Here is a 24,828-nt window from a genome sequence, read left to right on the forward strand (position 1 = left end):
CAATCGAAACTGCTATTGCGCAGTTTCGATTGCTGCGCAAGCCAATAGTGAAAAATGATTGGGCTTCATTAGAACTTATAGCCTCGATGAAGCGCGACAACACCGTCAGTCATGTTGGTGTAGTCAACTTGCTCAAGACCTGCGTCAATCATCATTTGCTTTAAGGTTTCTTGATCAGGATGCATGCGAATCGACTCAGCTAAGTATTCATAGCTGTCGGCATCTTGAGTGATCAATGCGCCCATTTTAGGTAACACTTTAAAGCTGTAAAGGTCATATACCTTGCGCATTACTTCATGTTGAGGCTTAGAGAACTCAAGTACCAGTAATTTTCCGCCTGGCTTTAATACTCGGCGCATTGAACGCAGTGCAGCATCTTTGTCAGTTACATTACGTAAACCAAACGCGATAGTAATAATATCAAAATGGTTATCTGGGAATGGCAGTGCTTCAGCATTGGCTTGAACGTAATCAACATTACCCACAATGCCTTTATCGCGTAGTTTCGTACGGCCAACTTTAAGCATTGAATCATTGATATCGGCAAGAATAACTTGGCCGCGATCGCCGACTAAATGTGAAAACTTAGCGGTTAAATCACCAGTGCCGCCTGCTAAATCCAGTACTTTCATACCAGGACGAGCGCCCGCTGTAGCAATCGTGTGGCGTTTCCAGAAGCGATGAACACCAAATGACATAACATCATTCATGATGTCGTATTTAGCAGCAACCGAGTGAAATACGTCAGCAACTAAGTCAGCTTTCTTTTCTGAATCAACGGTTTTATAACCAAAATGCGTGTTCTTTGGGTCGCCCTCAGACATCTGTGTATTCCTATAATGTGCGATAATTAACTGCGAGTGTATGCCATTGCTTGCTTTGCAGAAACTTTAATCAGCGAGAGTGTGATCAAGTTTACTAGAAACAGCGTGGAATGTAGCCATGCAGATTCGATTCAGCATGATAACGAAAAACTCTGCATAAAAGGCAGCGTAAAATTTCCCTGCATTAGACCATAAATCGATTCGATATTGAATAGTCTGCAATTATTGAAAATCTCGTATGAACAATTATTCATACGAACAAGGTAATACTAGAGTTCAACTTTTAGTCGAACCCTTCGGGCAGCGTTTGTTGGTCATTTTACTGCGTTATCGACTTCTTATGTAGAATAACTACACCACAAAGTCTCTGCCTTGTACCAATGGCCAACAATTCGCTGCMAAAACAACCTCRAAAGATCAACAGGCCTTAAATCATCGCTATCCTTATATCTATAAAGGTAGCTATTTGAAATCAATAATGCACTTGTTTTATATCAAGTTTCATAAACGATTGCAGGCTAGAAGATAGGGCGGATTGTAGAAGTAGATAGTAGAAAGTAGGGAGGGTAGTTAGTGATTAGGCTGGAGTGAGAGTGATCACTCAAGTTTGTTGATTGCTTATAAGCAAGATTAGCAGGGAGTTACGAGCAACTCCCTTTTGAAAGCGTGTTATACAGACCGCCTTTAACTCAAAACCAGTTTGGAAACACTATATAAATTGAATGTTTAATGTCCATGTTAATGAGAATGTGAATGCCCATCACTGATTGCTTTTCCTTCTGTGTCATAAAACCCAGATGCGCCGTGCTCAACAAACCCTAGCGTCACCATCTTAGTTAAAAACTCATCGCTATGATCGTCACCAATATCGGCGTAATCGGTCATTTTGTAATGATTAAGATGTTTGAAAAAAGCAGTGATTTTATTTGCATCATGGCTGAGTTCAGTCAGTTGCCATTGCTCATGTGTTTGATGTTTCCCTTGGTTTTTTGTCCAGCTAAAACGACTAATAAGTTGAAGTTCTGGTAACCAAACTAACTCAATTTTACTGTTGGCAGAGGTCTGAGTTAATACTTGCTGACGCTCACAGCCTTTGCCTGTTTCTGCGCTAAGGGTTAACTGTGAAATAAGCTTGTCAGAGATAAATTGATAACGATATGACCAGTCGTGTTCAGATTTCCCGTGTACGACTTCTCCGGGTTGGTATTCTATACCGCGTTGATAATGATCAAAAAAACGGGTGGGTTTGATTTGCTTATTATTGAGCAAAAACCACGATTCGGTAATGTCTGTTTGTGGATATTGATGTGCGACAGTGTTTCCCTGACGCCATAGGTTTAGCTTGCTTGTGTGGCTTGAATTTTTACTCGATACGTTTGGCGAATTATCAGAGGAGGTGAGTTGATAACTTGCCTGCAGGTTTGATGGTGATAACTCACATTGAGCCTCAGCAGCGCTCGATAAAGTGATGAGTAAGCTTGATAGCATGAATGATAAAGGCAGTGATAACTTCACAAAAACTCCTATGACATTGGTTATTTTGCTCAATGTCGGTGTAGATAGGTTAAGACTAAATAATTAATTAAACCCTATGGCTGCAACTGGGTTACAGCCAAAGGGTTTATTACAGCTCTTAGTACTGTTCAAAGAACTGCTCTTAGTACAGCTCTTATAACAGCTATTATTAAAGCTCTTATTTCAGTAATGACTAGTTGGTTTGAGCAGCGTTAGCTTTGTTAGTTAAATCAGCAGCAAAGTCCATGATGTGGTAAATCACACTCTGTTCATTGGTGCCATTGACTAACATTGCTCCTGGGCCGTAAGCATAGATCCCAACATCTTCACCTGCATGAGTTTCAGAGCTGGTAGGCACTAATGACTCTTGGTGGAAACCAGAAGAGGCAGTGTCGACATCAGTGAGGTCAAATCGACCAGCGGTAATGTCTTCACCGTAACCTGCATCTGCATCAGTTTCTGTACCTAGGTTTTTAAAGCCGCGTCCATTGGTATAACCCAGTGTGGTGTATGGCATACCATCTGAAGCTGTTGAAGGTTCTTCGCTACCAATACCAACCACTTTACCTAAGATTGGGTTACCGCGTTTTGGGTAACCTGCAATGGTAAATACGTGGCCATGATCGGCAGTAACTATGATTAATGTGTCAGACATATCCGTCATTTCAACTGCTTTGGCAATCGCATCTGAAAATGCAATGGTGTCCGTTAGGGCATTGTATGCACTGCCAGCATGATGGCCATGGTCGATACGACCTGATTCAACCGTTAGGAAGAAACCTTCATCATTGTTATCTAGGATATCAATAGCTTTAGCTGTCATTTCAGCGACAGAAGGTTCACCGGCAATATCATTGGCGCGATCAGCTTCGTATTGCATATGAGACTCGTTAAATAAGCCCATAACACGAGTAGTATTAGCGGCATCAATAGCATCAAAGCCAGCTTGGTCCATCACATACACACCGTCTGTGTAGGTCGCTTGCCACTCAGCTGTTAAATCACGACCATCGGTACGGTCGCCTTCAACTGAACTGACTGCATCTGCTGAGTTGTAAGCTGCATCTTTAGGTAAGAAATGACGGCGACCGCCACCCATTACGACGTCGATTCCGTCAACATCTATCCCATTAATGCGCGCTTCAAGGTTGGCTTCAAAGTTAACCAGTTGGTCAGCAATATCTTTACAACCTGCTGTAACGGCCTCTGCAGGCATATCTGAGATATCTTCCCAGTTACGATCGGCAGATTTGGCATAAGTGGCTGCGGGTGTTGCATGGGTAATACGTGCAGTTGAGATTACCCCCGTTGATTTACCCGCTATTTCTGCCAGTTCTAATGCGGTGATTAACTCAGTGCCTGCGACTGTGCTGCAATCGCCACGTTCAACATTTTCATCAACACCTAAAATGCCCGCGTCTGTTTTCACACCACTCATCATTGCAGTCATGGTACCTGCTGAATCTGGCGTTTGTGCATCAACGTTGTAGGTTTTAGCAAGGCCTGCAAATGGGAAGGTATCGAATGAAAGGTTATGCTCTTCACCGTTTTTACCTTGCATTTGTCCTTCTAAAATACGCGCTGCTGTGACAGTAGAAATACCCATGCCATCACCTACAAACAAAATCACGTTTTTAGCGCTACCACGTAGTTCATTTAACGCGCTAGCATTCACTGCAGCGACTGATTGCGCTGATGTTTTAGCAGTGTTGCTTGCAGTTAAACTTGGCATAGTCGCGTTTAGCCAATTTTGGCGTGCGGTAGTGATTTCTTGCTGACCGGCTACAAACCAGTCGTTATTAACACTGGTTAAGATTTCGCTGGTGCTGATTTCAGTATTACCTGGGGCACATACATATTCTGTAGCAGTGATTTCAGCCGTTTGTAATGCACCGTCATTATCAGTATCAATACCTGAATCAATCTGTACACCACTATTAGGGCAGTTAGCATCGCCAATAGCTAATGCTGTTTGTACGATAAGGCTCGTTGAGCCATTTGAGCCATCAACACCATTTGTACCGTCAGTACCATTGGTTCCGTTAGCACCATCATCACCGTCTGAACAAGCAGATAGACCTATTACAGCAAGGGCGACAAGAGATAGATTTAAGTTTTTCATGTTCATTTCCTGCTTATTCCTGAATTAAGTCGAGAGATTGTTCAATAAGGTGAAATACCACGCTTTGCTCAACAACACCTTGAACAAGTTGCGCGCCAGGGCCTTGTGCATGCAAAGTAATGTCTTCACCTGAGTGGGTCTCTGAGCTCATTGGAATCAAGGCTTCTTGGTGAAATCCTGATGTAGTGGTATCAACGTTAGTTAAATCCTGACGACCAGCATTCACGTCTTCGCCATAACCAGCGTCCGCATTGGTTTCGTCGCCTAAATCATGGAAGCCATTACCATTGGTGTAGCCGAGTGTTGTGTACGGTAGGCCATCTGAAGCTGTTGCAGGTTCTTCGCTGCCAATACTAACGACTTTGCCTAAAATTGGGTTACCGCGTTTTGGGTAACCTGCAATAGTAAATACATGGCCGTGATCTGCAGTAACCAAAATAAGGGTTTCGCTTGGGTCGGTTTTTGCGACAGCTTCTTTAACTGCATCAGATAGGGCAATAGCGTCAGTTAATGCGTTATAAGCGCTACCAGCATGGTGGCCATGGTCAATACGACCAGATTCAACCATTAAGAAGAAACCATTGTCATTGTTATCAAGAATATCAATAGCTTTGCCTGTCATTTCAGCAATTGAAGGTTCACCTGCCACATCATTGTCGCGGTCTGCTTCATACTGCATATGAGACTCATTAAATAGGCCCATGACTTGCTTGGTATTTTCAGTGTCGATGGCATCAAATCCTGCTTGATCCATGACGTAAACACCTTCGCTGTATTTTGCTTGCCATTCTGCGGTTAAATCACGTGAATCTGTGCGATCACCTTCAATCTCACTGACGGCATCAGCGCTGTTAAATGTGGCATCTTTTGGCAAAAAGTGACGACGACCGCCGCCCATGACGACTTCGATACCATCGATATCCACACCTTGAAAACGTGCTTCTAGATTGGCTTCAAAATTTACCAGTTGATCGGCAATGTCTTTACATCCACCCGTTACTGCATCTTCTGGCATGTCTGAGATATCTTCCCAGTTACGATCAGCTGATTTTGCATAGGTTGCAGCTGGCGTTGCATGGGTGATACGCGCCGTTGAAACAACACCCGTTGATAAGCCTTTGATTTCTGCAAGTTCAAGCGCTGTGACGACTTCGTTTCCGGCAACCGTTGAACAGTCACCGCGAACGATATCTTCATCGACACCTAAAACACCAGCATCACTTTTTAGGCCTGACATCATGGCTGTCATCGTGCCCGCAGAGTCCGGCGTTTGTGCATCAACGTTATAGGTTTTCACTAACGCAGTGTGAGGGAATGTTTCGAAGCTTAAGTAACCTTCTTCACCAGGTTGTCCTGCCATTTGTCCCTGAAGAATACGCGATGCAGTTAGGGTTGAAACGCCCATGCCATCGCCAACAAAAATGATCACGTTTTTGGCTTTAAATTGATTATCAGTATCCAGTTTTGTGTCGATTGCGCTTTGCGCATCAGTAAACCAAGCATTCTCAGTTTGGTATGACGGTAGCACTTCAGCATTTAAGGCACTTGAAATGACTAAAGCAAGCACACCGTAAGATGCTTTCCAGGTCTTATTCATCTTATTGTCTATCCTATTGACGAGTGGTGGTTAACAGCAGAGTTAGCTGCCCAATGAAATCGCACAAAGGTTAATCAGATGTTATGAATGTTAGCTTGCAGTTATTTGATATTTTGATGACTGAAATGTGACCACTTAGTGCAGAATAAAATTTGCTTATATGATTTGTTCATTAATGGCTGAATTATATAGTTTTAATTTTTTGATATGTTATAACATATTGTATTTGTAAGGTTTTATTTAACCTTGAGTAAATCAAATTTTTGAATGATTTTTTAATTTTTTGCCTAAAAATGACCTTTATGATGAAAATTTAGTGGCGGAAATCATCACTGCTACATCGTGAAAATGTAACTGACATGGTAAAATAATGGTCAGTATTTTTGGAGATAAATGCATGCCTTTTGCCGAACTTGAGCTTCAGACTCAACTTTTACAACGTTTAACCGAGTTGAAATACCTACAGCCTTCTTCAATACAGCAACAAGCAATACCTGTCATTCTTGCTGGTAAAGATGTATTAGCCGGCGCGCAAACGGGCACAGGTAAAACGGCGGCCTTTGCATTACCTATCTTGCAGCAATTACTTAATAAGCTTCAATCTGCGGCTCAACAATCAGCAGCTCCACAATCTGGTTCAACTCAAGCATTAATATTGGTTCCAACCCGAGAACTGTCGCAGCAAGTAAGCCAGAGTGTTGAAAGCTACGCTAAATTAACGCCTATTAAGACTGTGTCTGTTTATGGCGGGGTTGCTATTAAAGCGCAAATTGAAGCGATAAAGCGTGGCGCTGATATTATTGTTGCAACGCCTGGGCGTCTGCTGGATTTAGTTCGTCAGCAGGCTTTGTCTTTATCAGACATTAACTATCTAGTGCTTGATGAAGCCGATCGCATGTTAGACATGGGCTTTAGAGATGAAATCATCGACATCTTGAAACGCTTACCGAAAACTCGCCAAACATGTCTTTTTTCAGCTACATTGGATGATCGCATTTTTAAATTCAGTAAGCGGTTACTGCAATCACCCCATGTGATTGAAGCGAGTGAGCGCAATACTACGGCAGCCAAAATTGTGGAGCGAGTCTATAACGTCGATGCTAATAAAAAGCTGCCTTTGTTATGCCACCTTATTAACAAAGAGAATTGGCAACAGGCATTAGTGTTCAGCCGCACTAAACAAGGTGCGGATAAGCTTGCTAAACAAATGGTGCAAGTGGGCGTTAATGCGGCGGCATTTCATGCTGATTTATCTCAAGCGGTGCGCGAAACCGTACTTGAGCAATTTAAATCGGGTGAAGTTAAAGCGTTGGTGGCCACCGATGTCGCAGCCAGAGGCTTAGATATTAATGAACTGCATTATGTGATTAATATTGAGTTACCATTTCAAAATGAAGATTATATTCATCGCATTGGCCGCACTGGCAGGGCAGGCAAAGAAGGCCAAGCGATTACCTTATTAAGTGTTGATGATGAGCCACAGTTAATAAAGCTTGAAGCCTTTTTAGACAGGCGATTACCACAGCAATGGTATAGCGGTTTTGAGCCTGACTTAAGCCAAGTCGCGCCTGTGACGCGTAAAACTAAAAAAGGCTCACTAAAACAGCAAGCGCGCCAAAAAGCACTGGCAAAATCTGCCAAAAAGCAACGCTAAAAAAGGTATCTTTCAACGCAACTTAGTTTCATTATTTCGGCAATAAACTTATAAAAACAGGAGCGATATGTTTAACGGAATTCATCATGTGGCGATTATTTGCAATGACTATGTTAAGTCCAAGCATTTTTACACTGAGATTTTAGGTTTTAAGGTTATCGCCGAAAATTACCGTGAAGCAAGAGACTCCTATAAGCTCGATGTAGCCTTACCTGATGGCAGTCAAATAGAGTTGTTTTCACTCCCTAATGCACCTCAAAGGCCCAGCTATCCTGAAGCGCAAGGCTTACGCCATTTGGCGTTTAAGGTAAATGATATTGATGCGGTCGTTAAGTATTTAGTCAGTCACGGTATTGAGGTTGAGCCTGTTAGAGTGGACGAGTACACAGGTAAACAGTTTACTTTTTTTAGTGACCCAGATGATTTGCCATTAGAGATTTACCAAGTGTAAGTCGTATTTTTAATCCTCCCTTCTTCATTATTAAACCTCAATCATGACTATGGAGTTAAATCCTTGTCATTAATATTAAGTAAAAGCCTATTATTTATAATCACTTAGGCTCTTTACGTCCCCGTTTTATTATTTTGAACCTTCATTTAATGATTGGCTAATTTAAAATAATCTTAATTATTAATGTAAATCTAAATGATAACGATTTACATTAATGTTAATTCCTTGTTAGGATGCGCCTAATTTTTAGGATGTTGTTAACAAAGGACAGTTCATAAGATGAAACCTGTACAGAGTAAAAACTTATCATTAGGTGCACAAGCCGTTGCTGCCGCATTAGTGTTTGGTAGCCCAGTCGCATCAGCTGAAGAAGTGAATCAACAAAGCTGTAATCCCGAAGTCAGTGGCGTTGAGTGTGATAAAAATCAATCAGCTGAGGCGATTGAACGGATTAAGGTTCATGGTGTTAAGAATTCGATTTATCTTTCTGAATCATCTGGTGATTTACGCCGAGTAGCAGATTTAGTGGATACTCCGCAAGTGATTACCGTACTGACACAAGATCAGATCCAAGAGTCAGGTAAGACCGATTTAAAAGATATTTTATCTGCCCAAGCTGGTATTACATTAGGCACGGGTGAAAACGGTAATGCCTTTGGCGATCGTTATATTATTCGTGGTCATGAAGCGCGCAGTGATGTGTTTGTTGATGGCCTGCGTGACCCAGGTATGACGACACGTGAAAGCTTTGCCACAGAAGTTGTTGAAATCACCAAAGGCCCTAGCTCAACATTTGCTGGTCGTGGTTCTTCTGGTGGTGCGATTAACAGCGTCACTAAAAAAGCGTCAACATCGTATAACTTAGGCCGCGTTGATTTAGGTTTAGGCACCGATGAACACCGCCGCTTAACGGTAGATTATAACCACGCTATTTCAGATACAGTTGGCGTGAGATTTAATGGCTTATTGTCAGATGAAGATAAGCCTGGGCGTGAGGGCATTAGCCGCGAGCGTAATGGTGTGCAATTATCGGCAGTGTTTGAACCAAGCAGTGATTTATCTTTTACCGCTGATGGTTACTATTTAGATGCCAAAGATGTGGCTGATTTAGGCAGTTATTTTGATCAAACAACACGTGAACCTATTGCAGATATTCCTGTTTATGCCCAAGAATCTGACTTTTTAGATTCAGAGGTAATGACATTTACCCTACGTACTGAATATGACATCAATGATAACCTGACGTTTTATAACGCGACTCGAGTTGGTAAAACCGAAAATGGTTACATCACCACGGGTGTGCGCGGTACAACAAGAAGCGAAACGGATCTTGAAGCGCCAGGTGCAGATACGTTGACGTTAAGTACACACCAAGGTAATCAAGAAGTTGACTACATTAGCACTCAGTTCAATCTGTTTTGGAATACTCAGATCTTGGGTATGGAAAACAAGTTTGTATTTGGACTTGAATATACCGATCAGCAAGTTGATAACGGCATTTACGACATCGCATACGCCAATGAAACTAACTGTATAACCGCAGGCCGCCGTGGTGATGCTGGCGCATACTGCATTCTTGACGGTGACGGCAATACTGTAGATAACATCGATAAGTTAATGGGGCGTACCTATAGCAAAGGCATTAACGATGCTGAGTACCAAATCGAAACCGTTTCTGCCTACTTTATGGATACCGTTGCGCTAACTGAAGATTTAGAACTCTTCTTTGGTGTAAGACAGGATAGTTTTGATTATCAGAACGATACCTCAAGCACACGTAATGGCGACATACTCTATGAGTACGATGACACTATGTATAACGGCCATATCGGCTTAGTGTACAGCGTGACAGATGCTGGCAATGTGTATGCAAACTACAGTACGGCAACCAATATTAATGGTGGCGAGTCTGATTTAGGCGCAAGCTGTGGCTATGGTGGTGTGTGTGGCGATGTTGAACAAGCCCGTGCAGCAGATCCTGAATTAGTAGAAAACATTGAACTAGGCACTAAGTGGATGCTATTTGAAGACAAAGTCATGTTTTCAGCATCGGTATTCCAAATCACTAAAAGTGATGTAATGGAAAGTGTAGGTGATAGTTACTCGACGCTAGGGACATTAAATACCGGTAAAAACCGCGTGCAAGGTGTTGAGTTCGGTATGGTCGGTAACATCACTGAAGCATTTAGTGTTCAGTTCTCTGCCGCAATTATGGACTCAGAAGTGCTGGAGTCATTTACAGAAGAAAACGTGGGTCTTGCATTAAGTAACTTTGCTGATGAAAGTGCTTACCTGCAGCTACGTTATCAAATTAATGATGCATTCGTGATTGGTGCAGGTTACACCTACCAAAGCGAAATGTACGGTGGACAACCAGATACAGCAGCAGGTTATGATGCCGAAAATGGCCGTTACAGTATTGTAGTGCCTGACTATCAAGTGGTTGACTTATTTGCTAATTACAATGCAACTGAGGCACTGACTTTCCGTTTAAATGTGGGTAACGTACTTGATGAAGAGTACTTTACAGCGGCATATCGCTCTGGTTCATTTATGTATTTAGGTGATGCAAGAAATGCTAAGCTATCAGCTACTTATGAATTTTAATAACAGAGTTTAATGTCGTTATGATTGTGATTGAGCAAATACTGTCAAAACAAGAAGTGGCTTTATATCGAAAGCAACTGCAAACAGTAAATTGGGATGATGGCCGTAATACAGCCATGGGCATGGCGGCTGATGTGAAAAGCAACCGCCAAGCACTGGCTAGCGATCCTGATGTGCAACAGTTAGCTAATCAGTTACTCACTAAAATTGGCGCTACGCCAAAAGTGGTTTCTGCAGCACTGCCACATCAGATTTTCCCGCCTTGCTTTAATCGTTACTCTGAATCAGAAGAGTACGGTTTTCATGTTGATGCCGCGGTTATGCGGGTGCCTAATACTCAGGTGGTGCTTCGTAGTGATGTGTCGATGACGGTATTTTTGTCTGAGCCGGAAGACTATGACGGTGGTGAGCTCATTATTGCCACTGAATTTGGCGAGCAATCTATTAAGCTACCTGCCGGATATGCAGTGGTGTATCCATCAAGTAGTTTGCATAAAGTGACTGCCGTGACCCGCGGCGAACGTGTGGCTGCGATCACTTGGATGCAAAGTATGGTGGCTGACTCAGGCTTAAGACAAAACTTATATCAGCTCGATCAATCTATCCAAGCATTAATTGCAGCGGGTAATACCGATCGCACCGAGCTAGATAAGTTGCATCACGTCTATCACAACTTGATACGGCAATTTGCTCAGTTATGATTATCAACTGCTAATAAAGCCCCTAAGTTTATAACTTTGGGGCTTTTTAGTATGGGGGGAAGGACGTAATTACAAAATTCTTGTTACATATAGATTAGTTGGTCATATTTCTTCTGTGCATTTACGCCATTCTTTACTATAACCGGGCTCCGCAGTTAAAAATTCTACATCTCTAACTATATTACCCCTGTTGGATACTTTCACTTCGCAGCCAGCAAATGCCATTCCATAGTGTATTTCGTACTCTTCATCAAGCAAAGGAGTAAAGCTGAAGTGTGTGTGACAATTCCAGCTAGGTTCTGTTGTACCGAATTGAAAATACAGCTTATTTCCAGCAGGAATCAATAAAGTATCAGGTGTTTTATCCTTATGTTCGGTAATGACATGGCCGATTACATTTTCTGAATTATAGTTTTTCTTATAGCACCCATCAAAAATTTCTAGCTGAGTCACTTTCCCATGTAGAAATAGCCCAGAAAGTCCTGCGCTCACTTTTAACTCTGCCGAATTGGCATTTGTACTAGGTTCATATTCAGGTATTTTAGTCGACTTACAACCTTGTAAAGCGCATATAAACAATAACGATATAATAATTTTCAAGTTGAACTCCATTTCATTAATAACATTGGTGTGCAGAGCATTTATTGAGCTTACTAATATTAACAAGATCATATACTTGATATATTGTTAATGCAAAGTCATAACGGGCTGATTCTAATTAGAATACCGGTAGTTTTAGTTGTTATAGACAAAAGGAGCTATTGGATTTTTTGTAATTAGTGTGTTCTGTAGGGATTACAGGTGGATAAAAGTTAACCGTAAAAATCGTGATTTTTAAGACTATTTTAAGTTTGGTTAAGTAGGCTCTGCGCTCCTCAAAAGTTGAGCGGTTATTTGGAGAAAAGACCTCATCATGCAAGCAACGGGTGTGCTATCTGTTTTAAAAAAAGTTGATCAAAGCAAAACGTTCCAAGGCTTTGTTATTTTTGTCATTATCGTATCGGCATTGTCGATTGGTGCGCATACCTATCATTTACCTCCTTGGCTTGAGCAAAGCTTATGGGCTCTCGATATCGCGATTACGGCTTTCTTTTTATTTGAGCTTATCATTCGGTTTATGGCCAGCGATGGCATCAAATCCTTTTTTTCGAAAGGCTGGAATATCTTCGATACCATCATTGTGATTGGTAGTTTAGTGCCGTTAGGCGGCTCAACCATATTACTGGCGCGTTTACTGCGTATATTCAGAGTGCTGCGGTTGGTCTCTATGGTGCCAGAGCTGCGAATGCTGATTAATGCGCTACTCAAAGCCATTCCGCGTATGGGTTATATAGCGCTATTGATGTTCGTTATTTTCTATATTTACGGTGCAGTCGGCAGTATGTTTTTTGCTGGCGTTAATGACTTTTTATGGGGTGATGTCTCAATTGCGATGCTAACTCTGTTTCGTATTTCGACGTTTGAGTCTTGGACGTCTATCATGTACGAAACCATGGAAGTGTATCCATTGAGCTGGATTTACTATCTAACCTTTATCTTTTTAACCACCTTTGTGTTCCTTAATATGATGGTTGGCGCCGTTTTAGATGTGATGGGCGAAGAAACTAAAATCATGCGAGATGAGCAAGCGGATGAAGAAGACACTTCTTTAGAAGCTGCAACACCAGCAGCCACAGCTGAAGATATAAAATTACTCAATGATAAAATAGATAAGCTGACTGAGATGTTGGGCAAGAAAGCTTAATGCTGCGGGGGTTAGCTCGCTTAATTAAGTTAGCAAATCGACTTGTTAAATGAATCATTAAATAAAAAGGCTTCCATTTGGAAGTCTTTTTTATGACTGAATATGAAATAAAAGGATAATAGTCGCTAATTTTTTACTGCTATTAGCTTAATGGCCAACGCAGATTAGTCTATTTTTCACGCTTTACTTCTCCTCTAACTGTTTATTCAGGTATGCTAATTTTCAATGTTTTTCGACGTATGTGGGCGAGCTTACTTTATTCACCCGTATATGTATCGCAGTCAAAATATGAAAAGTGTTCTTAACAAGGAAGTACTGAAACCATGCCTGATACAAATGTCGATGATACTAATGTGGATGATACTAATGCCGCAAATGATATGTTTGATAATCGGAAGGCTAAACAAAAACGCCAATCCTTTATCAAGGGACTTTTGGCGGTGTTGCCTTTAACCATTGCCGTGATCCCATGGGGAATTTTAGCGGGTTCTTTAGCATTAGAAATCGGCTTAACAGCAACTCAAAGCCAAGCAATGTCGGCGATTATTTTTGCCGGTAGTGCGCAGTTAGTTGCACTTGGAATGATTAAAGCGGGTGTGGGTTTAGGTAGTATTCTTATCACTACTTTGCTGATCACTTCACGGCATTTACTCTATGCCATGGCAATGCGCACTCAGATTAGCCCATTACCGCTAAAATGGCGTTTGGGACTTGGCTTTCTACTTACTGATGAGCTATTCGCGATTTCAAATCACACTCAGGCCCCTGCGCGATCCAAAATCGACAGCCTTAATCCCCAAAAAGAGAAACAAGAGGGCTTACAAACCGAAAAGCAATCGCCTGAAAGCCAACGACACAAGTTTGACCGTTGGTACGCATTAGGTGGAGGTCTAACTTTTTACATTGGTTGGAATATTGCCACCTTACTGGGCATTATTGCTGGTCAATCCATTGATAATTTGGGTGAACTAGGGTTAGATTTTGCAATAGCCGCAACGTTCATTGCCTTAGTGGTTCCTACCGTTAAAAAGCCTTCGATTCTGATTTGTGTCTTGGTGTCATTAACCTTGGCTGTGATATGTGCAGTATTTGAGATTCAAGCAGGGTTATTAATTGCTTCACTATCTGGGATGGGGGCAGGCTTTGCTTATGCCAAACTGACTAATGAACATAAAGATGAAAAAGCTAATGTTAACTCAACTGGAGAGCAGTCATGACTTGGTTGATTATCTCATCTATGGCTGCGGTGGTCTTTATTAGTCGCTATTTACTGTTAGAGCCTAAATTGCCTCTAAAACTCAGTGATAAAACGCTGACCTTTTTGAGTTATTCGGCGCCAGCAGTATTAACCGCCATTTTAGCGCCGATTGTATTCGTGCCCGAGGGGCAGTTGAACTTAACGTTTGATAATACCTATTTAGTTTGTGGTGTGGTGGCCACGTTACTTGCGTATTTCACTCGTAATACTTTATTGACCACCGTACTCAGTATTGGATTATTTTTTATCCTTTTCTAACACTTTCATACCCAGTTTACGAAGCTAACGGGCATGACAAAAATATGCGCCTCAGCTTCTGTTTTTTAAGTTCATTTTACTGAGAAAGCGCCGCTAGCATATACACCAGTGGTGCATTCCAATTAATGGCGACTTCATTACTGGCATAGCTGCAACCATGGTCGATATATGACTTGGCTGGATGTTTAGACGGGTAGATTCCGCCTTGTTTTTTACAGTATTCGGCATCTTGTTGACCCGGTTGAGGCCCGCCTGCTAAGAATCCTGGGATGGGCGCTTTAATGTCATCAGCCATAGAGGCTCGGTGATGAACATTCATCGGTGACATGAGTCCTACACCTGTTACGAAAGACATTCCTAGAGGGTTACGACCAAAAATGTAATCGACAATAGCCTCTGCATGTTTGGTATATAAACTGTCTTGTTGTTCTGTGGTGGATAATAACTGACTAACACGATGTAAAGTCACTGCTTTATTAAGCATGTTGGAGTTACTACCCCAAACAAAATCTTGCTCACTAATCGCAAGGCCGTACGCTGAGTCTTCGCCCACCTTTGTCCAGCTATCGGTCAACTTCAATAATTGTGACTGGGCTTGCTGCTTTAATTTTTGGGGTGACTTGTCAGTCGTTGCTATGGTGATTAAGGCTAAGGTTTCGACTTTATCCCATTCAGGAATTCGTAGTTGTTTGGGTAACTTAATTGTATTGAGGTATTCATCTTCGCCAGTGGCTGCAAATAACTCAGCAGCAGCCCATAACCATTCATCTTTTAGGTTGTCTCCTGCTGTCGCGTAAGCACCTGTGTGAATATCATCGGGTTGTTGATAATGAATGTCGGGATTTTTAATCGCCCATTGCCATGCATATTTGGCCGCGCGAAGTAATTGCTGGCTGTAGCGAGTGTTATCAAAGGAGGTTACTGGCAAGTTTGCATCATACTGAGCCAATATTTGGCTCGCTTTAGCCATAGTCGCTGCAAAACCCAAAGTGGCAGCGGTAGATTTTGCGATGATATAACGGGGCTGGTCCATCATGTGCGGCATTTCATCTTCGCCGGTAAAACGTTTGGTGGTGAGCTTGTGGTACAAACCGCCATCAGCGGGATCTTGCATCGTGAGCATCCAATCCATATTCCACAGGATTTCATCAAGGGTGTCGGGCAAGTTATTGCTTGATTCTGGAATATTAAGTGAGAGGTTCGATAGGGCATCAGTTTGTTCTGCCAGTGCGCTTAATAAGGTATAAACCGTGATATTAGAATTAACGATGTACTTATTATAATCGCCAGCATCGTACCAACCTTTTGGCGATGAAATCACTGTGTCTTCGGGTCTAGTTTTTGACGCTGCAGATTTATGAACATAAACAATGGTATCTGGGTGCGCTGCAGGGCGGGCATATATACCTGCATACTCTTGTTGGATAACTGCGCCACTGCGATTATAAAAGTAAGCACGCATGGCTGTTTTTAATGGCTGATGATAGCGAGATTCAGAGATTGAAAAAGGATGGGAGGTTGCAAGGGTGTCAACTTGTAGCTGGTATTCACCCGCTTGAGTAAAATCATCAAATTGAGCGAGTTTTACGGTTTCTGCTGAGGGTGTCCACGCTTTAGCGGCGCTGAGTTTACCTTGATAAACGGTTTTACCTGACGTTTGTTCAATGAGGCTAAAATTCTCAGAAGCAGTATTACTGACCACGGCAGTTTTTTCTGCATTCACTCCAAAACCAAGTTGATTAAAACGAATATCCTGTTCATCGGCAACACTGCTGTGACTGACCAGTACAGTGATACTCATACATGCCAACAGGCTTGCTGAGCGTTTAAAAGGTGATACCCACTGCTTGGTCTTATTGCTGATGAGGTTATTCATTTTCAGTCCTTGTTGAAAATCGGCTAAACCATTATTACGGCTTTTTTATCAATAAAGAAACATGACCAGTTAGAATTGATTATGCAGGATAACTAACAATCTTGATGTTCAGGTATTAAGGACAATACCGTAGGGAGTTATTGGTAACGACTACATAGTCCTAGCGAAGTCGTGCGTTAGTGATGGCTAAAGATTAAAGCTTGTTATTGTGACCTGACAATCTCGGTCGCAATGCTTTAGAATAAGCCACAAATCATTCTCAATAGAGCAATTGCATGCACGTACATATTCTTGGGATCTGTGGCACTTTTATGGGCGGCCTCGCATTATTAGCCCGTGCGATGGGACACAAAGTCACTGGCAGTGACGCCAATGTTTACCCACCGATGAGCACTCAACTTGAAGAGCAAGGTATTGAACTCATCCAAGGGTTTGACCCAAGCCAATTAGGTAAAGAAGGTGAAAGCCAGCCTGATATCGTGGTGATTGGCAATGCAATGAGCCGTGGTAATCCTTGTGTTGAGGCGGTACTCAATCGAGGCATTAAATACACTTCAGGCCCGCAGTTTTTATCTGAATATATCTTACCTGAGCGTTGGGTACTTGCCGTTTCTGGGACTCATGGAAAAACTTCGACCTCAAGTATGTTGGCGTGGGTATTAGAAGATTGTGGCTACGAGCCTGGTTTTTTGATTGGCGGCGTGCCGCAAAACTTTGGCGTATCAGCTCGATTAGGTAACTCACCTTTTTTCGTGGTTGAAGCTGATGAATATGACAGTGCCTTTTTCGATAAACGTTCTAAGTTTGTCCATTACCGCCCACGGACATTAGTGATTAATAATCTCGAATTTGACCATGCCGATATCTTTGCCGACTTAGCTGCAATTCAAAAACAATTTAACCATGTTATTCGCACCGTACCGGGTGAAGGTAAAGTGATTTGGCCTGCTGAAAATAACGCAGTTAAAGAAGTGATTGAGCTTGGGTGCTGGAGTGAGCAAGAACTTTTTCATGCTACAGCTACTGATGCCAAGAGCAAGAATCAAAAAGGTTGGTATGCCAATTCCATAGCGGCTGACGGACATGAATTTGAAGTGATGTTTAATGGCGAGTCCCAGGGCATTTTAAACTGGGGCCTTATCGGTCAACATAATATCGAAAATGCAGTGATGGCTATAGCAGCAGCACGTCATGTGGGTGTTGCGCCAGCGCTTGCCATTGAAGCGTTAACCAAGTTTTCCCCACCTAAGCGCCGATTAGAACTGCTAGATACCGTCAATGGTATTGCGGTTTATGATGATTTTGCTCACCACCCAACAGCCATTGAAACGACGCTACAAGGCTTACGTGCCAAAGTGGGTTATGGCGAACAAGCGACAGGCAAATTGATTGTGGTACTAGAGCCACGCTCAAACACCATGAAAAGTGGTGTTCATAAAGATACTCTTGCCGCATCAATGACATTAGCGGATTGCGCGTTTTTGTACCAAGCTGACAATATCGGTTGGGATATTAAAACCAATATGGCGAGTGCGAGCTTGCCGGTAACAGTATCAACTGACATCAATGAGATTATCGCTTTAGTCAGTGCCGAGGCTAGTGCGGGTGATACCATCGTCATTATGAGTAATGGTGGATTTAATGGTATTCATCAAAAGCTAATGAGTGCACTAAAATAGTATTGCTATTTTTGATAAAATTGCACCGACAACAGTATTTTGAACGTATTAAGGTTAACTGAAATCGTTAGCTGTATTTAGAGAGTTTATGAGTAACACAACGCAGTACAACAAAAGATCTAAAGCGATCAGTCTTGCATGGACTGGCGCTTCAGGTGCGCCTTATGGTTTAAAACTACTAAAGTGTTTATTAGCTGCTGATTATCAGGTGTTTTTAATGATATCTAGCGCTGCACGAGTCGTACTGGCCACCGAAGAAGGCTTACAGCTTAGTGCTAACCCAGAAAAAGCTCATGAGCAGTTATTGAATCATTTTGACATGACTGATTCTTCTATCGGTGAGTTAGTGGTTTTAGGTAAAGATGAATGGTTCTCGCCACCTGCATCTGGCAGCGCAGCGCCTAAACAAATGGTCATTTGCCCTTGCTCAACCGGCACTTTAGCTGCCGTGGCAACCGGAATGAGTAATAATTTGTTAGAAAGAGCAGCTGATGTCGTATTAAAAGAGCGTGGTCAATTAATCTTGGTTCCGCGAGAAACTCCTTTTAGTGCCATACACTTAGAGCATATGTTGAGCCTTACACGTAACGGCGCAACCATCATGCCAGCAGCCCCAGGCTTTTATCACCATCCCCAATCGATAGAAGATCTGGTAAACTTCATGGTTTCCCGAATTCTAGATCATTTGGGTATTGAACATGGGCTAACAAATCGCTGGGGTTATGCTTCACAAAAGTCTCGCGACGACACCGCAATTTAACTTAAGTTAAGTCCGAAAATCACGACAACTGAGAGTAATATGAAACACACAACCGAAGTGATGATTTCTGCAGAAGAAATCAACGAAAAACTGGATATATTAGCTGAAAGGATTAATGCCCATTACGCAGACAGCGAGCGTTTGTTAATGGTCGGCTTATTGAAAGGGTCTGTGGTTTTTATGGCTGACTTATGTCGCCGTATTAAGGGCCATGTTGAAATCGACTTTATGTCAGTTTCAAGCTATGGCAATGCAATGACAAGCACACGTGATGTGAAGATCTTAAAAGATGTATCATCTGAGATTGCTGATCGTGATGTATTGATCGTTGAAGATTTAATTGATTCAGGTAACACCTTAAATAAAGTACGCGACATGCTATTACTGCGTGAGCCAAAAAGCTTAGCGCTGTGTACTTTATTAGATAAGCCTGAACGCCGTGAAGTTAATGTACCTGTCGACTTTATTGGTTTTACCATTCCTGACGAATTCATCGTAGGTTATGGTATCGACTATGCTGAGCAGTATCGTAACCTGCCTTACATCGCTAAAGTTGTACCATTAGATTAATCTTAGCTTTAGTTTGTAAACTCCCGCTATAGGCGGGAGTTTTTGTTTATTGAGTAGAGGGAATTCATCATGGGCGAAACCGCCAATGCATTAGTTATCGAAAACCTTAAAAAGACCTATAAGGGCGGTGTTGAAGCCGTTAAAACCCTTAATCTTACGGTAAAGCAAGGTGACTTTTTTGCTTTGTTAGGACCAAATGGAGCGGGTAAATCCACGACCATTGGGGTGATCAGTTCGCTGGTTCAAAAGACCGAAGGACAGGTGAAGGTTTTTGATTACGATATTGATAAACAGCTTGAACAAGCCAAACTGTGCATTGGTTTAGTGCCGCAAGAATTCAACTTTAATCAGTTTGAGTCTGTGCTACAAATTGTGGTTAACCAAGCGGGTTACTATGGCGTAAAACGTGATGTGGCTCTGCAACGTGCCGAAAAGTATCTGTCGCAGTTAGATTTGTGGGAAAAGCGTAACGCCCAAGCTCGTCAGCTATCTGGCGGGATGAAACGTCGTCTAATGATTGCCCGTGCTCTGATGCATGAGCCAAAACTGTTGATATTAGATGAGCCGACAGCGGGTGTTGATATTGAGCTTCGCCGCTCAATGTGGGATTTTTTGAAACAGATTAATGCCCAAGGTGTGACGATTATTTTAACCACACACTATCTTGAAGAAGCTGAAATGCTGTGCCGCAATATCGGTATTATTGATCAAGGTATGCTGGTGGAATGCACCACGATGAAATCTTTGCTCAGTAAACTCAACATGGAAACCTTTATCCTAGATTTACGTAACGACATCGAAGCTGCGCCAAATTTAGGTAAGTTTAACTGTCGTTTAACTGATGGCCACACGCTAGAAGTCGACGTGGTGAAAGAAGATAACCTCAATGATGTTTTCTCTCAGTTATCAAACGATGGCATTGAAGTGATTTCGATGCGTAACAAATCGAACCGACTTGAAGAGTTATTTGTTGAATTGGTCGAAAAAGCCAAGGAGGCAAAATCATGAACCAGTTATATTTTATTGCTTTTAAAAGTATTTTAACCAAAGAGATAAACCGTTTTACCCGTATTTGGGTGCAAACGATTGTACCGCCAGCTATTACCATGACCCTGTATTTCCTGATTTTTGGTAACTTAGTTGGTAGTCGTATTGGCCAAATGGGCGGCGTGAGTTACATGGAGTTTATTGCCCCTGGTCTTATCATGATGTCGGTAATCACCAACTCATTTTCAAATGTGGGCTCATCATTTTATAGTGCTAAATTTCAGCGTAACCTTGAAGAAATCATGGTCGCGCCAGTGCCCCATTATGTGATGATTGCTGGTTATGTTGGCGGCGGTGTTGCCCGTGGTTTATTAGTTGGTTGTATCGTGACGCTGGTTGCCATGTTCTTTGTCGATATAAGCGTTCATCACTTAGGTTATGTGCTGCTAACGGCCTTTTTAACCTCAGTCATGTTTGCTTTAGCCGGTCTTATTAACGCGGTATTTGCTAAAAGCTACGATGACATCAGTATCATTCCAACGTTTGTATTAACGCCACTGACTTACTTAGGTGGGGTATTCTACTCGTTATCTCTATTGCCTGACTTCTGGCAAGGCGTGTCAGCATTAAACCCTGTGGTTTATGTGATTAACGTTTTCCGTTATGGCTTCCTTGGTTTTGCAGATATGAGCGTACCTTTATCAATCGGCATCATGGTGAGCTTCTGCGCTGGATTATGGTTTGTGGCTTATTATCTGATTTCACGTGGTATTGGCCTGCGTAGCTAGCTTTTATTAAAGGCACAGCTAGCTTTTGTTGAAGGCGTAGCTAGCTGTTACTAAAGGCACAGCTGGCTTGTGCTAAAGGTGTAGCTAGTTTGCGATGAACTTACCGTGAATGTTTATTAAAAAGGACTCAATTGAGTCCTTTTTATTGGGTGAGTGACTTAAAAAATCAGATTATCTATCCAGTCTATCGCGCTTAAGTAATCAAGTGTAGCTTGATCAAAGGGGTTGTTATTAAGCCTTACGCTTTCCAGCAGTCTATTAGCATCTAAATTAATCGTTGTTAATTGACTAATAGCTGCATCGAAGGTTTTAAGCTGGGTGTTGTGAGTTAAATCAATCGATTGTATTTCATTAAGACCGATGGAGAGGTTTTCCAAGTTGATGTTTTCTTGCAGATTGATGCTGCTGAAATCATTCATATCTAAGTGCAATGTTCGTAAATTATGATTATTTGAAACATCTATAATAGACAAGTTATTGTCCATTACATTGAGGAACTCTAGTTGAGGGGTATTATAAATATTGAGGTAACTTATATTATTAGATACGGCTTCAATGGTTTTTAGGTTAACCAAGTTGGCGGCGTCTAATTGCAATTCGGCGTTATTCCAAAGTGATACTTCAGTAAGTGAATGATTCTCAGATAAATGTAAGCTGCTTAAAGATAAGTTAAATGTAAGTCTAATTTTTTCCAATGTGCTGAATGAAGATAAATCAATATCTTTGGCTCCGCTTGAAGAGATGTCTAATTCTTTTAAGCTGGTAAATATCGCCATTTCTTCGATGCCTTCAGCATCTAAATCTCCACCACTGCATGAGAACGTCTGTATATCAGCGAGGTTTCCCCAACCGTTTCTGTCTCTAAGTACATCAAAACAATTTTGTACCGTCGCCGATTCAAACTTTATTGAGTCCAGCTCATTTAATTCGTCAGAGTCATTACATGCCCCTAAAGTAAATATCATAAAAATTGAGCCTAAACCTCTACCGAATTTCATAATTCGAATCCTTTATCTAACTGTTTATGTTTATGTTTATTGATTTTTTAAGGTTTTAACAGTGTTTATTTTTTGAACTTGAATAATGAGATATTTGTTAGAGACTTGTGCTAAGGGTTGGCAGGAGCAAAGGTTTCGAAATAATGATGAGATAGGTAGATGTTCTTTAAAGATAAGGATTCAATCTGTTTTGTGCTTTTTTGTTCATTATGTGAGGTTACAAATTGAATCACATGTATCAGACGTATTGTGAGCTTCATGGTTGGATGGGGAATTAAACTACAATTCTAATAAATCGAATGATGTTTGCTGTTACTTGAAAATACAAAATTGATTTTTGCCACTTTTTTTAGCTTGGTACATTGCCTGATCTGCTTGTTTGGTGATGGCTTCCATTTTTACTTCTATTTTCTCATTCAGTGGTAATTGGGGGTGAGTCGAGTACGAAATGCCAATACTGGCACTCACATTAAGCTTTTCTTGTTGGTACTTGTAACCTGCATTGATACTAGCACAGCATTTTTCAGCGACTTTTATGATAGCCGATACTTGTTTCACATCATTTAATATTATCGCAAACTCATCGCCTCCCAAACGGCAGACTAAATCTGAGCTTCTTACGATTTTCTTCATGCGTTTGGCAGCTTCAATTAAAATAAAGTCGCCAGCGTCGTGACCTACGTTGTCGTTCACAGCTTTAAAACCGTCGAGATCGATATAGAGTAATCCAAAAAATAGTTCACTATTGAGTTGTTCTCGTTTCATTGCAGCTTCTTGAAGTAAAAATAGCTCGAACAAGGTGTCATCAAAATAAGATCGGTTAGCCAGCTGAGTGAGTGAGTCATGATGAGCTTTATGGCGAAATCTTCTTTCACTTTCTTTGTGAATTTGAATATCACTGGCAAGACGCTTATTTCTAAATGATAGAAAAATAACCAGTATCGCAATCGCTAATGCAATTTGAATGGATATACGGATCGTACGTTCGGCATTACTGATTTGTTCAGAGAGCTCAATGTTACTTTCTTGAATTCGCTGCTGCTGCTTGGTGACTAGCATCTCCAGTTCGCTAGTTAATTTCCGTAACGTTGGGGTGATGTTTTGACGCATCAGCTTTCTATCGGCTCGCCAATCATTACTGGCGTGAACATAGATGGCTTGGGTTAAAAACTCTCGGTAATATGACATGTTACTGTCAAACTCATCCAGCAAGTCTTGTTGGTCAGCATCCATTTGATCGTACTGATTATTCAGATCTTCTAATGACTGGTTGACACCAGTAGAGAATAGTCTTATTTCGTCAATGATGTCGTCTTGACGAAATGCTAAGTAATGCCTTACTTCGCTGACAAGCATAGTCCAGTTGAACCTTAAATTATCAACTTTCTGCATCATAGCAAGTTGTTCATTCGCTTCTGTAACCATGAGTAAGTCATTTACAATTTGATTCATATACAAGGCTGTTGGTTCGAGTTTGTCTGATGCAATACCGATGGCCGGCATATTTTTTTTGTTATTTTGAGCGAGCGCTAGCATTGAGATGTTATGTTCGATAATTTCATCAACTAAGATTCTAATTTGAATTAATTGTTCAGAGTCATCAAGTTCAGGATTAAGGTTTGTTAGGTCAACTAACTCGTTGAGAGTATGATTAATATCTTCGACTTTTTGCCTATATAGGCTCATGTTGTAGTCATCTTTCTCGATTAAGTAATTACCAAGCACACTTAAGCTATGGTAAAAATGCGAGGTTAATTGCATGGCACTCAACATTTTGGGTTGATATTGCGAGGTGACCTTTTCTAACTTTTCTTGGGTTGTAGAAAAGCTTGCTAATGAAATCAGCGTAATGGCGAGCAAAACCAATACTAATACTATCGTGGCTGCGATTGCTTTTTGTTTTACATCAAATTGATTCATTATTTTCATAAGCTATTGGTAAGTACCGCTATAAATATTTGAAAAAATATAATCTCGTTCTGCGACATTCTCGTGGCATTGAGCGCATTGGCTACTGACTTGGTTATCTATACTGCTGCCGTTAATCATTGCCTCGCCATTGACATTGAACTGCATGTATTCCCAGTTGCCGCCTTCTGGATTAAAGTCCTGTTCGCGTTTTATCATGATCGTTAGCCATTGGGCTTTATCAGGCTTGCCATTTTTCATCGAGTAATTTTCTTTGATAAAAGTGGTGCCAATGGGATACGTCTTATAATTTGGCTGATTGTCTTCATCTTCGGGATCGTCAAACCAAGTGCTATATTGCAAAAAATTATGCTTATAAACGTCCTCACCTATATCGGTATAAACCACGACAAACAGTTCCCAATGGAGACCTGAATGCTCGAATCCAGTCATTCGATTCCATTGCGTTTGGTAATTTTCGGAATGAGGCAATCGGTGCTTAATAAAATCAAAAGCATTGATTTGGTAGGG

General features: G+C 41.4%; 21 protein-coding genes. 12 read left to right on the forward strand and 9 right to left on the reverse strand.

The window, feature by feature from the left end:
• Positions 1–68: 68 nt before the first annotated feature.
• The 4 genes from ubiE to FNZ24_RS17730 all read right to left on the reverse strand — a co-directional run bounded on the left by ubiE (position 69) and on the right by FNZ24_RS17730 (position 6,058).
• Positions 69–824 carry a bifunctional demethylmenaquinone methyltransferase/2-methoxy-6-polyprenyl-1,4-benzoquinol methylase UbiE gene (ubiE, locus tag FNZ24_RS17715; RefSeq protein ID WP_153916166.1) on the reverse strand — a complete coding sequence of 252 codons (756 nt, stop codon included), beginning with the start codon at positions 822–824 and terminating at the stop codon, positions 69–71.
• Positions 825–1,562: 738 nt separating this feature from the next.
• The gene (locus FNZ24_RS17720; RefSeq protein WP_228768539.1) at positions 1,563–2,339 is read right to left on the reverse strand and encodes a hypothetical protein; all 777 of its coding nucleotides are present in this window, start codon (positions 2,337–2,339) and stop codon (positions 1,563–1,565) included.
• 193 nt (positions 2,340–2,532) lie between these two features.
• On the reverse strand, positions 2,533–4,461 hold the full coding sequence (locus FNZ24_RS17725) for an alkaline phosphatase (RefSeq protein WP_153916167.1): 1,929 nt from the start codon (positions 4,459–4,461) through the stop codon (positions 2,533–2,535).
• Positions 4,462–4,474: 13 nt separating this feature from the next.
• Positions 4,475–6,058 carry an alkaline phosphatase gene (locus FNZ24_RS17730; protein ID WP_153916168.1) on the reverse strand — a complete coding sequence of 528 codons (1,584 nt, stop codon included), beginning with the start codon at positions 6,056–6,058 and terminating at the stop codon, positions 4,475–4,477.
• Positions 6,059–6,455: 397 nt separating this feature from the next.
• Here FNZ24_RS17730 and FNZ24_RS17735 point away from each other — a divergent pair, with 397 nt between their 5' ends.
• The 4 genes from FNZ24_RS17735 (at position 6,456) to FNZ24_RS17750 (ending at position 11,471) form a co-directional block, all read left to right on the forward strand.
• The gene (locus FNZ24_RS17735) at positions 6,456–7,712 is read left to right on the forward strand and encodes a DEAD/DEAH box helicase (RefSeq protein ID WP_153916191.1); all 1,257 of its coding nucleotides are present in this window, start codon (positions 6,456–6,458) and stop codon (positions 7,710–7,712) included.
• 67 nt (positions 7,713–7,779) lie between these two features.
• Complete coding sequence (locus FNZ24_RS17740; protein ID WP_153916169.1) at positions 7,780–8,163, forward strand: VOC family protein; 384 nt, start codon at positions 7,780–7,782, stop codon at positions 8,161–8,163.
• 279 nt (positions 8,164–8,442) lie between these two features.
• A complete protein-coding gene (locus FNZ24_RS17745) occupies positions 8,443–10,770 on the forward strand; it encodes a TonB-dependent receptor (protein WP_153916170.1) in 2,328 nt (775 codons plus the stop codon).
• Positions 10,771–10,790: 20 nt separating this feature from the next.
• Positions 10,791–11,471: a Fe2+-dependent dioxygenase gene (locus tag FNZ24_RS17750; protein WP_153916171.1), complete on the forward strand. Its 681-nt coding sequence runs from the start codon at positions 10,791–10,793 to the stop codon at positions 11,469–11,471.
• Between the two features lie 102 nt (positions 11,472–11,573).
• On the opposite strand, the gene FNZ24_RS17755 is transcribed toward FNZ24_RS17750, so the two are convergent.
• Positions 11,574–12,071: a hypothetical protein gene (locus FNZ24_RS17755; protein ID WP_153916172.1), complete on the reverse strand. Its 498-nt coding sequence runs from the start codon at positions 12,069–12,071 to the stop codon at positions 11,574–11,576.
• 313 nt (positions 12,072–12,384) lie between these two features.
• Here FNZ24_RS17755 and FNZ24_RS17760 point away from each other — a divergent pair, with 313 nt between their 5' ends.
• From FNZ24_RS17760 to FNZ24_RS17770, 3 genes are all read left to right on the forward strand, one after another.
• Positions 12,385–13,215: an ion transporter gene (locus FNZ24_RS17760; RefSeq protein ID WP_153916173.1), complete on the forward strand. Its 831-nt coding sequence runs from the start codon at positions 12,385–12,387 to the stop codon at positions 13,213–13,215.
• Between the two features lie 380 nt (positions 13,216–13,595).
• On the forward strand, positions 13,596–14,432 hold the full coding sequence (locus FNZ24_RS17765; protein WP_153916192.1) for an AzlC family ABC transporter permease: 837 nt from the start codon (positions 13,596–13,598) through the stop codon (positions 14,430–14,432).
• On the forward strand, positions 14,429–14,731 hold the full coding sequence (locus FNZ24_RS17770; RefSeq protein WP_153916174.1) for an AzlD domain-containing protein: 303 nt from the start codon (positions 14,429–14,431) through the stop codon (positions 14,729–14,731). Before FNZ24_RS17765 ends, FNZ24_RS17770 begins: the two co-directional genes overlap by 4 nt.
• A 76-nt stretch (positions 14,732–14,807) precedes the next feature.
• On the opposite strand, the gene FNZ24_RS17775 is transcribed toward FNZ24_RS17770, so the two are convergent.
• On the reverse strand, positions 14,808–16,607 hold the full coding sequence (locus FNZ24_RS17775; RefSeq protein ID WP_153916175.1) for a glycoside hydrolase family 9 protein: 1,800 nt from the start codon (positions 16,605–16,607) through the stop codon (positions 14,808–14,810).
• 275 nt (positions 16,608–16,882) lie between these two features.
• Here FNZ24_RS17775 and mpl point away from each other — a divergent pair, with 275 nt between their 5' ends.
• The 5 genes from mpl (at position 16,883) to FNZ24_RS17800 (ending at position 21,391) form a co-directional block, all read left to right on the forward strand.
• A complete protein-coding gene (gene mpl, locus FNZ24_RS17780) occupies positions 16,883–18,286 on the forward strand; it encodes a UDP-N-acetylmuramate:L-alanyl-gamma-D-glutamyl-meso-diaminopimelate ligase (RefSeq protein ID WP_153916176.1) in 1,404 nt (467 codons plus the stop codon).
• A gap of 88 nt (positions 18,287–18,374) precedes the next feature.
• On the forward strand, positions 18,375–19,046 hold the full coding sequence (locus FNZ24_RS17785; RefSeq protein ID WP_153916177.1) for a flavin prenyltransferase UbiX: 672 nt from the start codon (positions 18,375–18,377) through the stop codon (positions 19,044–19,046).
• 39 nt (positions 19,047–19,085) lie between these two features.
• Positions 19,086–19,616: a hypoxanthine phosphoribosyltransferase gene (hpt, locus tag FNZ24_RS17790; RefSeq protein WP_153916178.1), complete on the forward strand. Its 531-nt coding sequence runs from the start codon at positions 19,086–19,088 to the stop codon at positions 19,614–19,616.
• A gap of 69 nt (positions 19,617–19,685) precedes the next feature.
• Complete coding sequence (locus tag FNZ24_RS17795; RefSeq protein ID WP_153916179.1) at positions 19,686–20,624, forward strand: ABC transporter ATP-binding protein; 939 nt, start codon at positions 19,686–19,688, stop codon at positions 20,622–20,624.
• Positions 20,621–21,391: an ABC transporter permease gene (locus tag FNZ24_RS17800; protein ID WP_153916180.1), complete on the forward strand. Its 771-nt coding sequence runs from the start codon at positions 20,621–20,623 to the stop codon at positions 21,389–21,391. The genes FNZ24_RS17795 and FNZ24_RS17800 overlap by 4 nt, the downstream gene beginning before the upstream one ends.
• Before the next feature lie 158 nt (positions 21,392–21,549).
• Here the strand turns inward: FNZ24_RS17800 and FNZ24_RS17805 are convergent, their stop codons facing one another.
• From FNZ24_RS17805 to FNZ24_RS17815, 3 genes are all read right to left on the reverse strand, one after another.
• Positions 21,550–22,389, reverse strand: a complete 840-nt coding sequence (locus tag FNZ24_RS17805) for a hypothetical protein (protein ID WP_153916181.1) — start codon at positions 22,387–22,389, stop codon at positions 21,550–21,552.
• Between the two features lie 312 nt (positions 22,390–22,701).
• Entirely contained in the window at positions 22,702–24,309 is a 1,608-nt protein-coding gene (locus FNZ24_RS17810; protein WP_194945093.1) for a diguanylate cyclase domain-containing protein, read from the reverse strand.
• A gap of 12 nt (positions 24,310–24,321) precedes the next feature.
• The gene (locus tag FNZ24_RS17815) at positions 24,322–24,750 is read right to left on the reverse strand and encodes a cytochrome P460 family protein (RefSeq protein WP_194945094.1); all 429 of its coding nucleotides are present in this window, start codon (positions 24,748–24,750) and stop codon (positions 24,322–24,324) included.
• Positions 24,751–24,828: the final 78 nt, after the last annotated feature.

The sequence above is a fragment of the Shewanella sp. TC10 genome (genome assembly GCF_009663145.1).
Lineage (GTDB): Bacteria > Pseudomonadota > Gammaproteobacteria > Enterobacterales > Shewanellaceae > Shewanella.

Bases quoted from the DNA above. Each gene is read 5' to 3' on its own strand.
- ubiE (WP_153916166.1), bottom strand. From the start codon at position 824: ATGTCTGAGGGCGACCCAAAGAACACGCATTTTGGTTATAAAACCGTT.
- FNZ24_RS17725 (WP_153916167.1), bottom strand. From the start codon at position 4,461: ATGAAAAACTTAAATCTATCTCTTGTCGCCCTTGCTGTAATAGGTCTA.
- FNZ24_RS17730 (WP_153916168.1), bottom strand. From the start codon at position 6,058: ATGAATAAGACCTGGAAAGCATCTTACGGTGTGCTTGCTTTAGTCATT.
- FNZ24_RS17735 (WP_153916191.1), top strand. From the start codon at position 6,456: ATGCCTTTTGCCGAACTTGAGCTTCAGACTCAACTTTTACAACGTTTA.
- FNZ24_RS17740 (WP_153916169.1), top strand. From the start codon at position 7,780: ATGTTTAACGGAATTCATCATGTGGCGATTATTTGCAATGACTATGTT.
- FNZ24_RS17745 (WP_153916170.1), top strand. From the start codon at position 8,443: ATGAAACCTGTACAGAGTAAAAACTTATCATTAGGTGCACAAGCCGTT.
- FNZ24_RS17750 (WP_153916171.1), top strand. From the start codon at position 10,791: ATGATTGTGATTGAGCAAATACTGTCAAAACAAGAAGTGGCTTTATAT.
- FNZ24_RS17760 (WP_153916173.1), top strand. From the start codon at position 12,385: ATGCAAGCAACGGGTGTGCTATCTGTTTTAAAAAAAGTTGATCAAAGC.
- FNZ24_RS17765 (WP_153916192.1), top strand. From the start codon at position 13,596: ATGTTTGATAATCGGAAGGCTAAACAAAAACGCCAATCCTTTATCAAG.
- FNZ24_RS17770 (WP_153916174.1), top strand. From the start codon at position 14,429: ATGACTTGGTTGATTATCTCATCTATGGCTGCGGTGGTCTTTATTAGT.
- FNZ24_RS17775 (WP_153916175.1), bottom strand. From the start codon at position 16,607: ATGAATAACCTCATCAGCAATAAGACCAAGCAGTGGGTATCACCTTTT.
- mpl (WP_153916176.1), top strand. From the start codon at position 16,883: ATGCACGTACATATTCTTGGGATCTGTGGCACTTTTATGGGCGGCCTC.
- FNZ24_RS17785 (WP_153916177.1), top strand. From the start codon at position 18,375: ATGAGTAACACAACGCAGTACAACAAAAGATCTAAAGCGATCAGTCTT.
- hpt (WP_153916178.1), top strand. From the start codon at position 19,086: ATGAAACACACAACCGAAGTGATGATTTCTGCAGAAGAAATCAACGAA.
- FNZ24_RS17795 (WP_153916179.1), top strand. From the start codon at position 19,686: ATGGGCGAAACCGCCAATGCATTAGTTATCGAAAACCTTAAAAAGACC.
- FNZ24_RS17800 (WP_153916180.1), top strand. From the start codon at position 20,621: ATGAACCAGTTATATTTTATTGCTTTTAAAAGTATTTTAACCAAAGAG.
- FNZ24_RS17805 (WP_153916181.1), bottom strand. From the start codon at position 22,389: ATGAAATTCGGTAGAGGTTTAGGCTCAATTTTTATGATATTTACTTTA.
- FNZ24_RS17810 (WP_194945093.1), bottom strand. From the start codon at position 24,309: ATGAATCAATTTGATGTAAAACAAAAAGCAATCGCAGCCACGATAGTA.
- FNZ24_RS17815 (WP_194945094.1), bottom strand. From the start codon at position 24,750: ATGACTGGATTCGAGCATTCAGGTCTCCATTGGGAACTGTTTGTCGTG.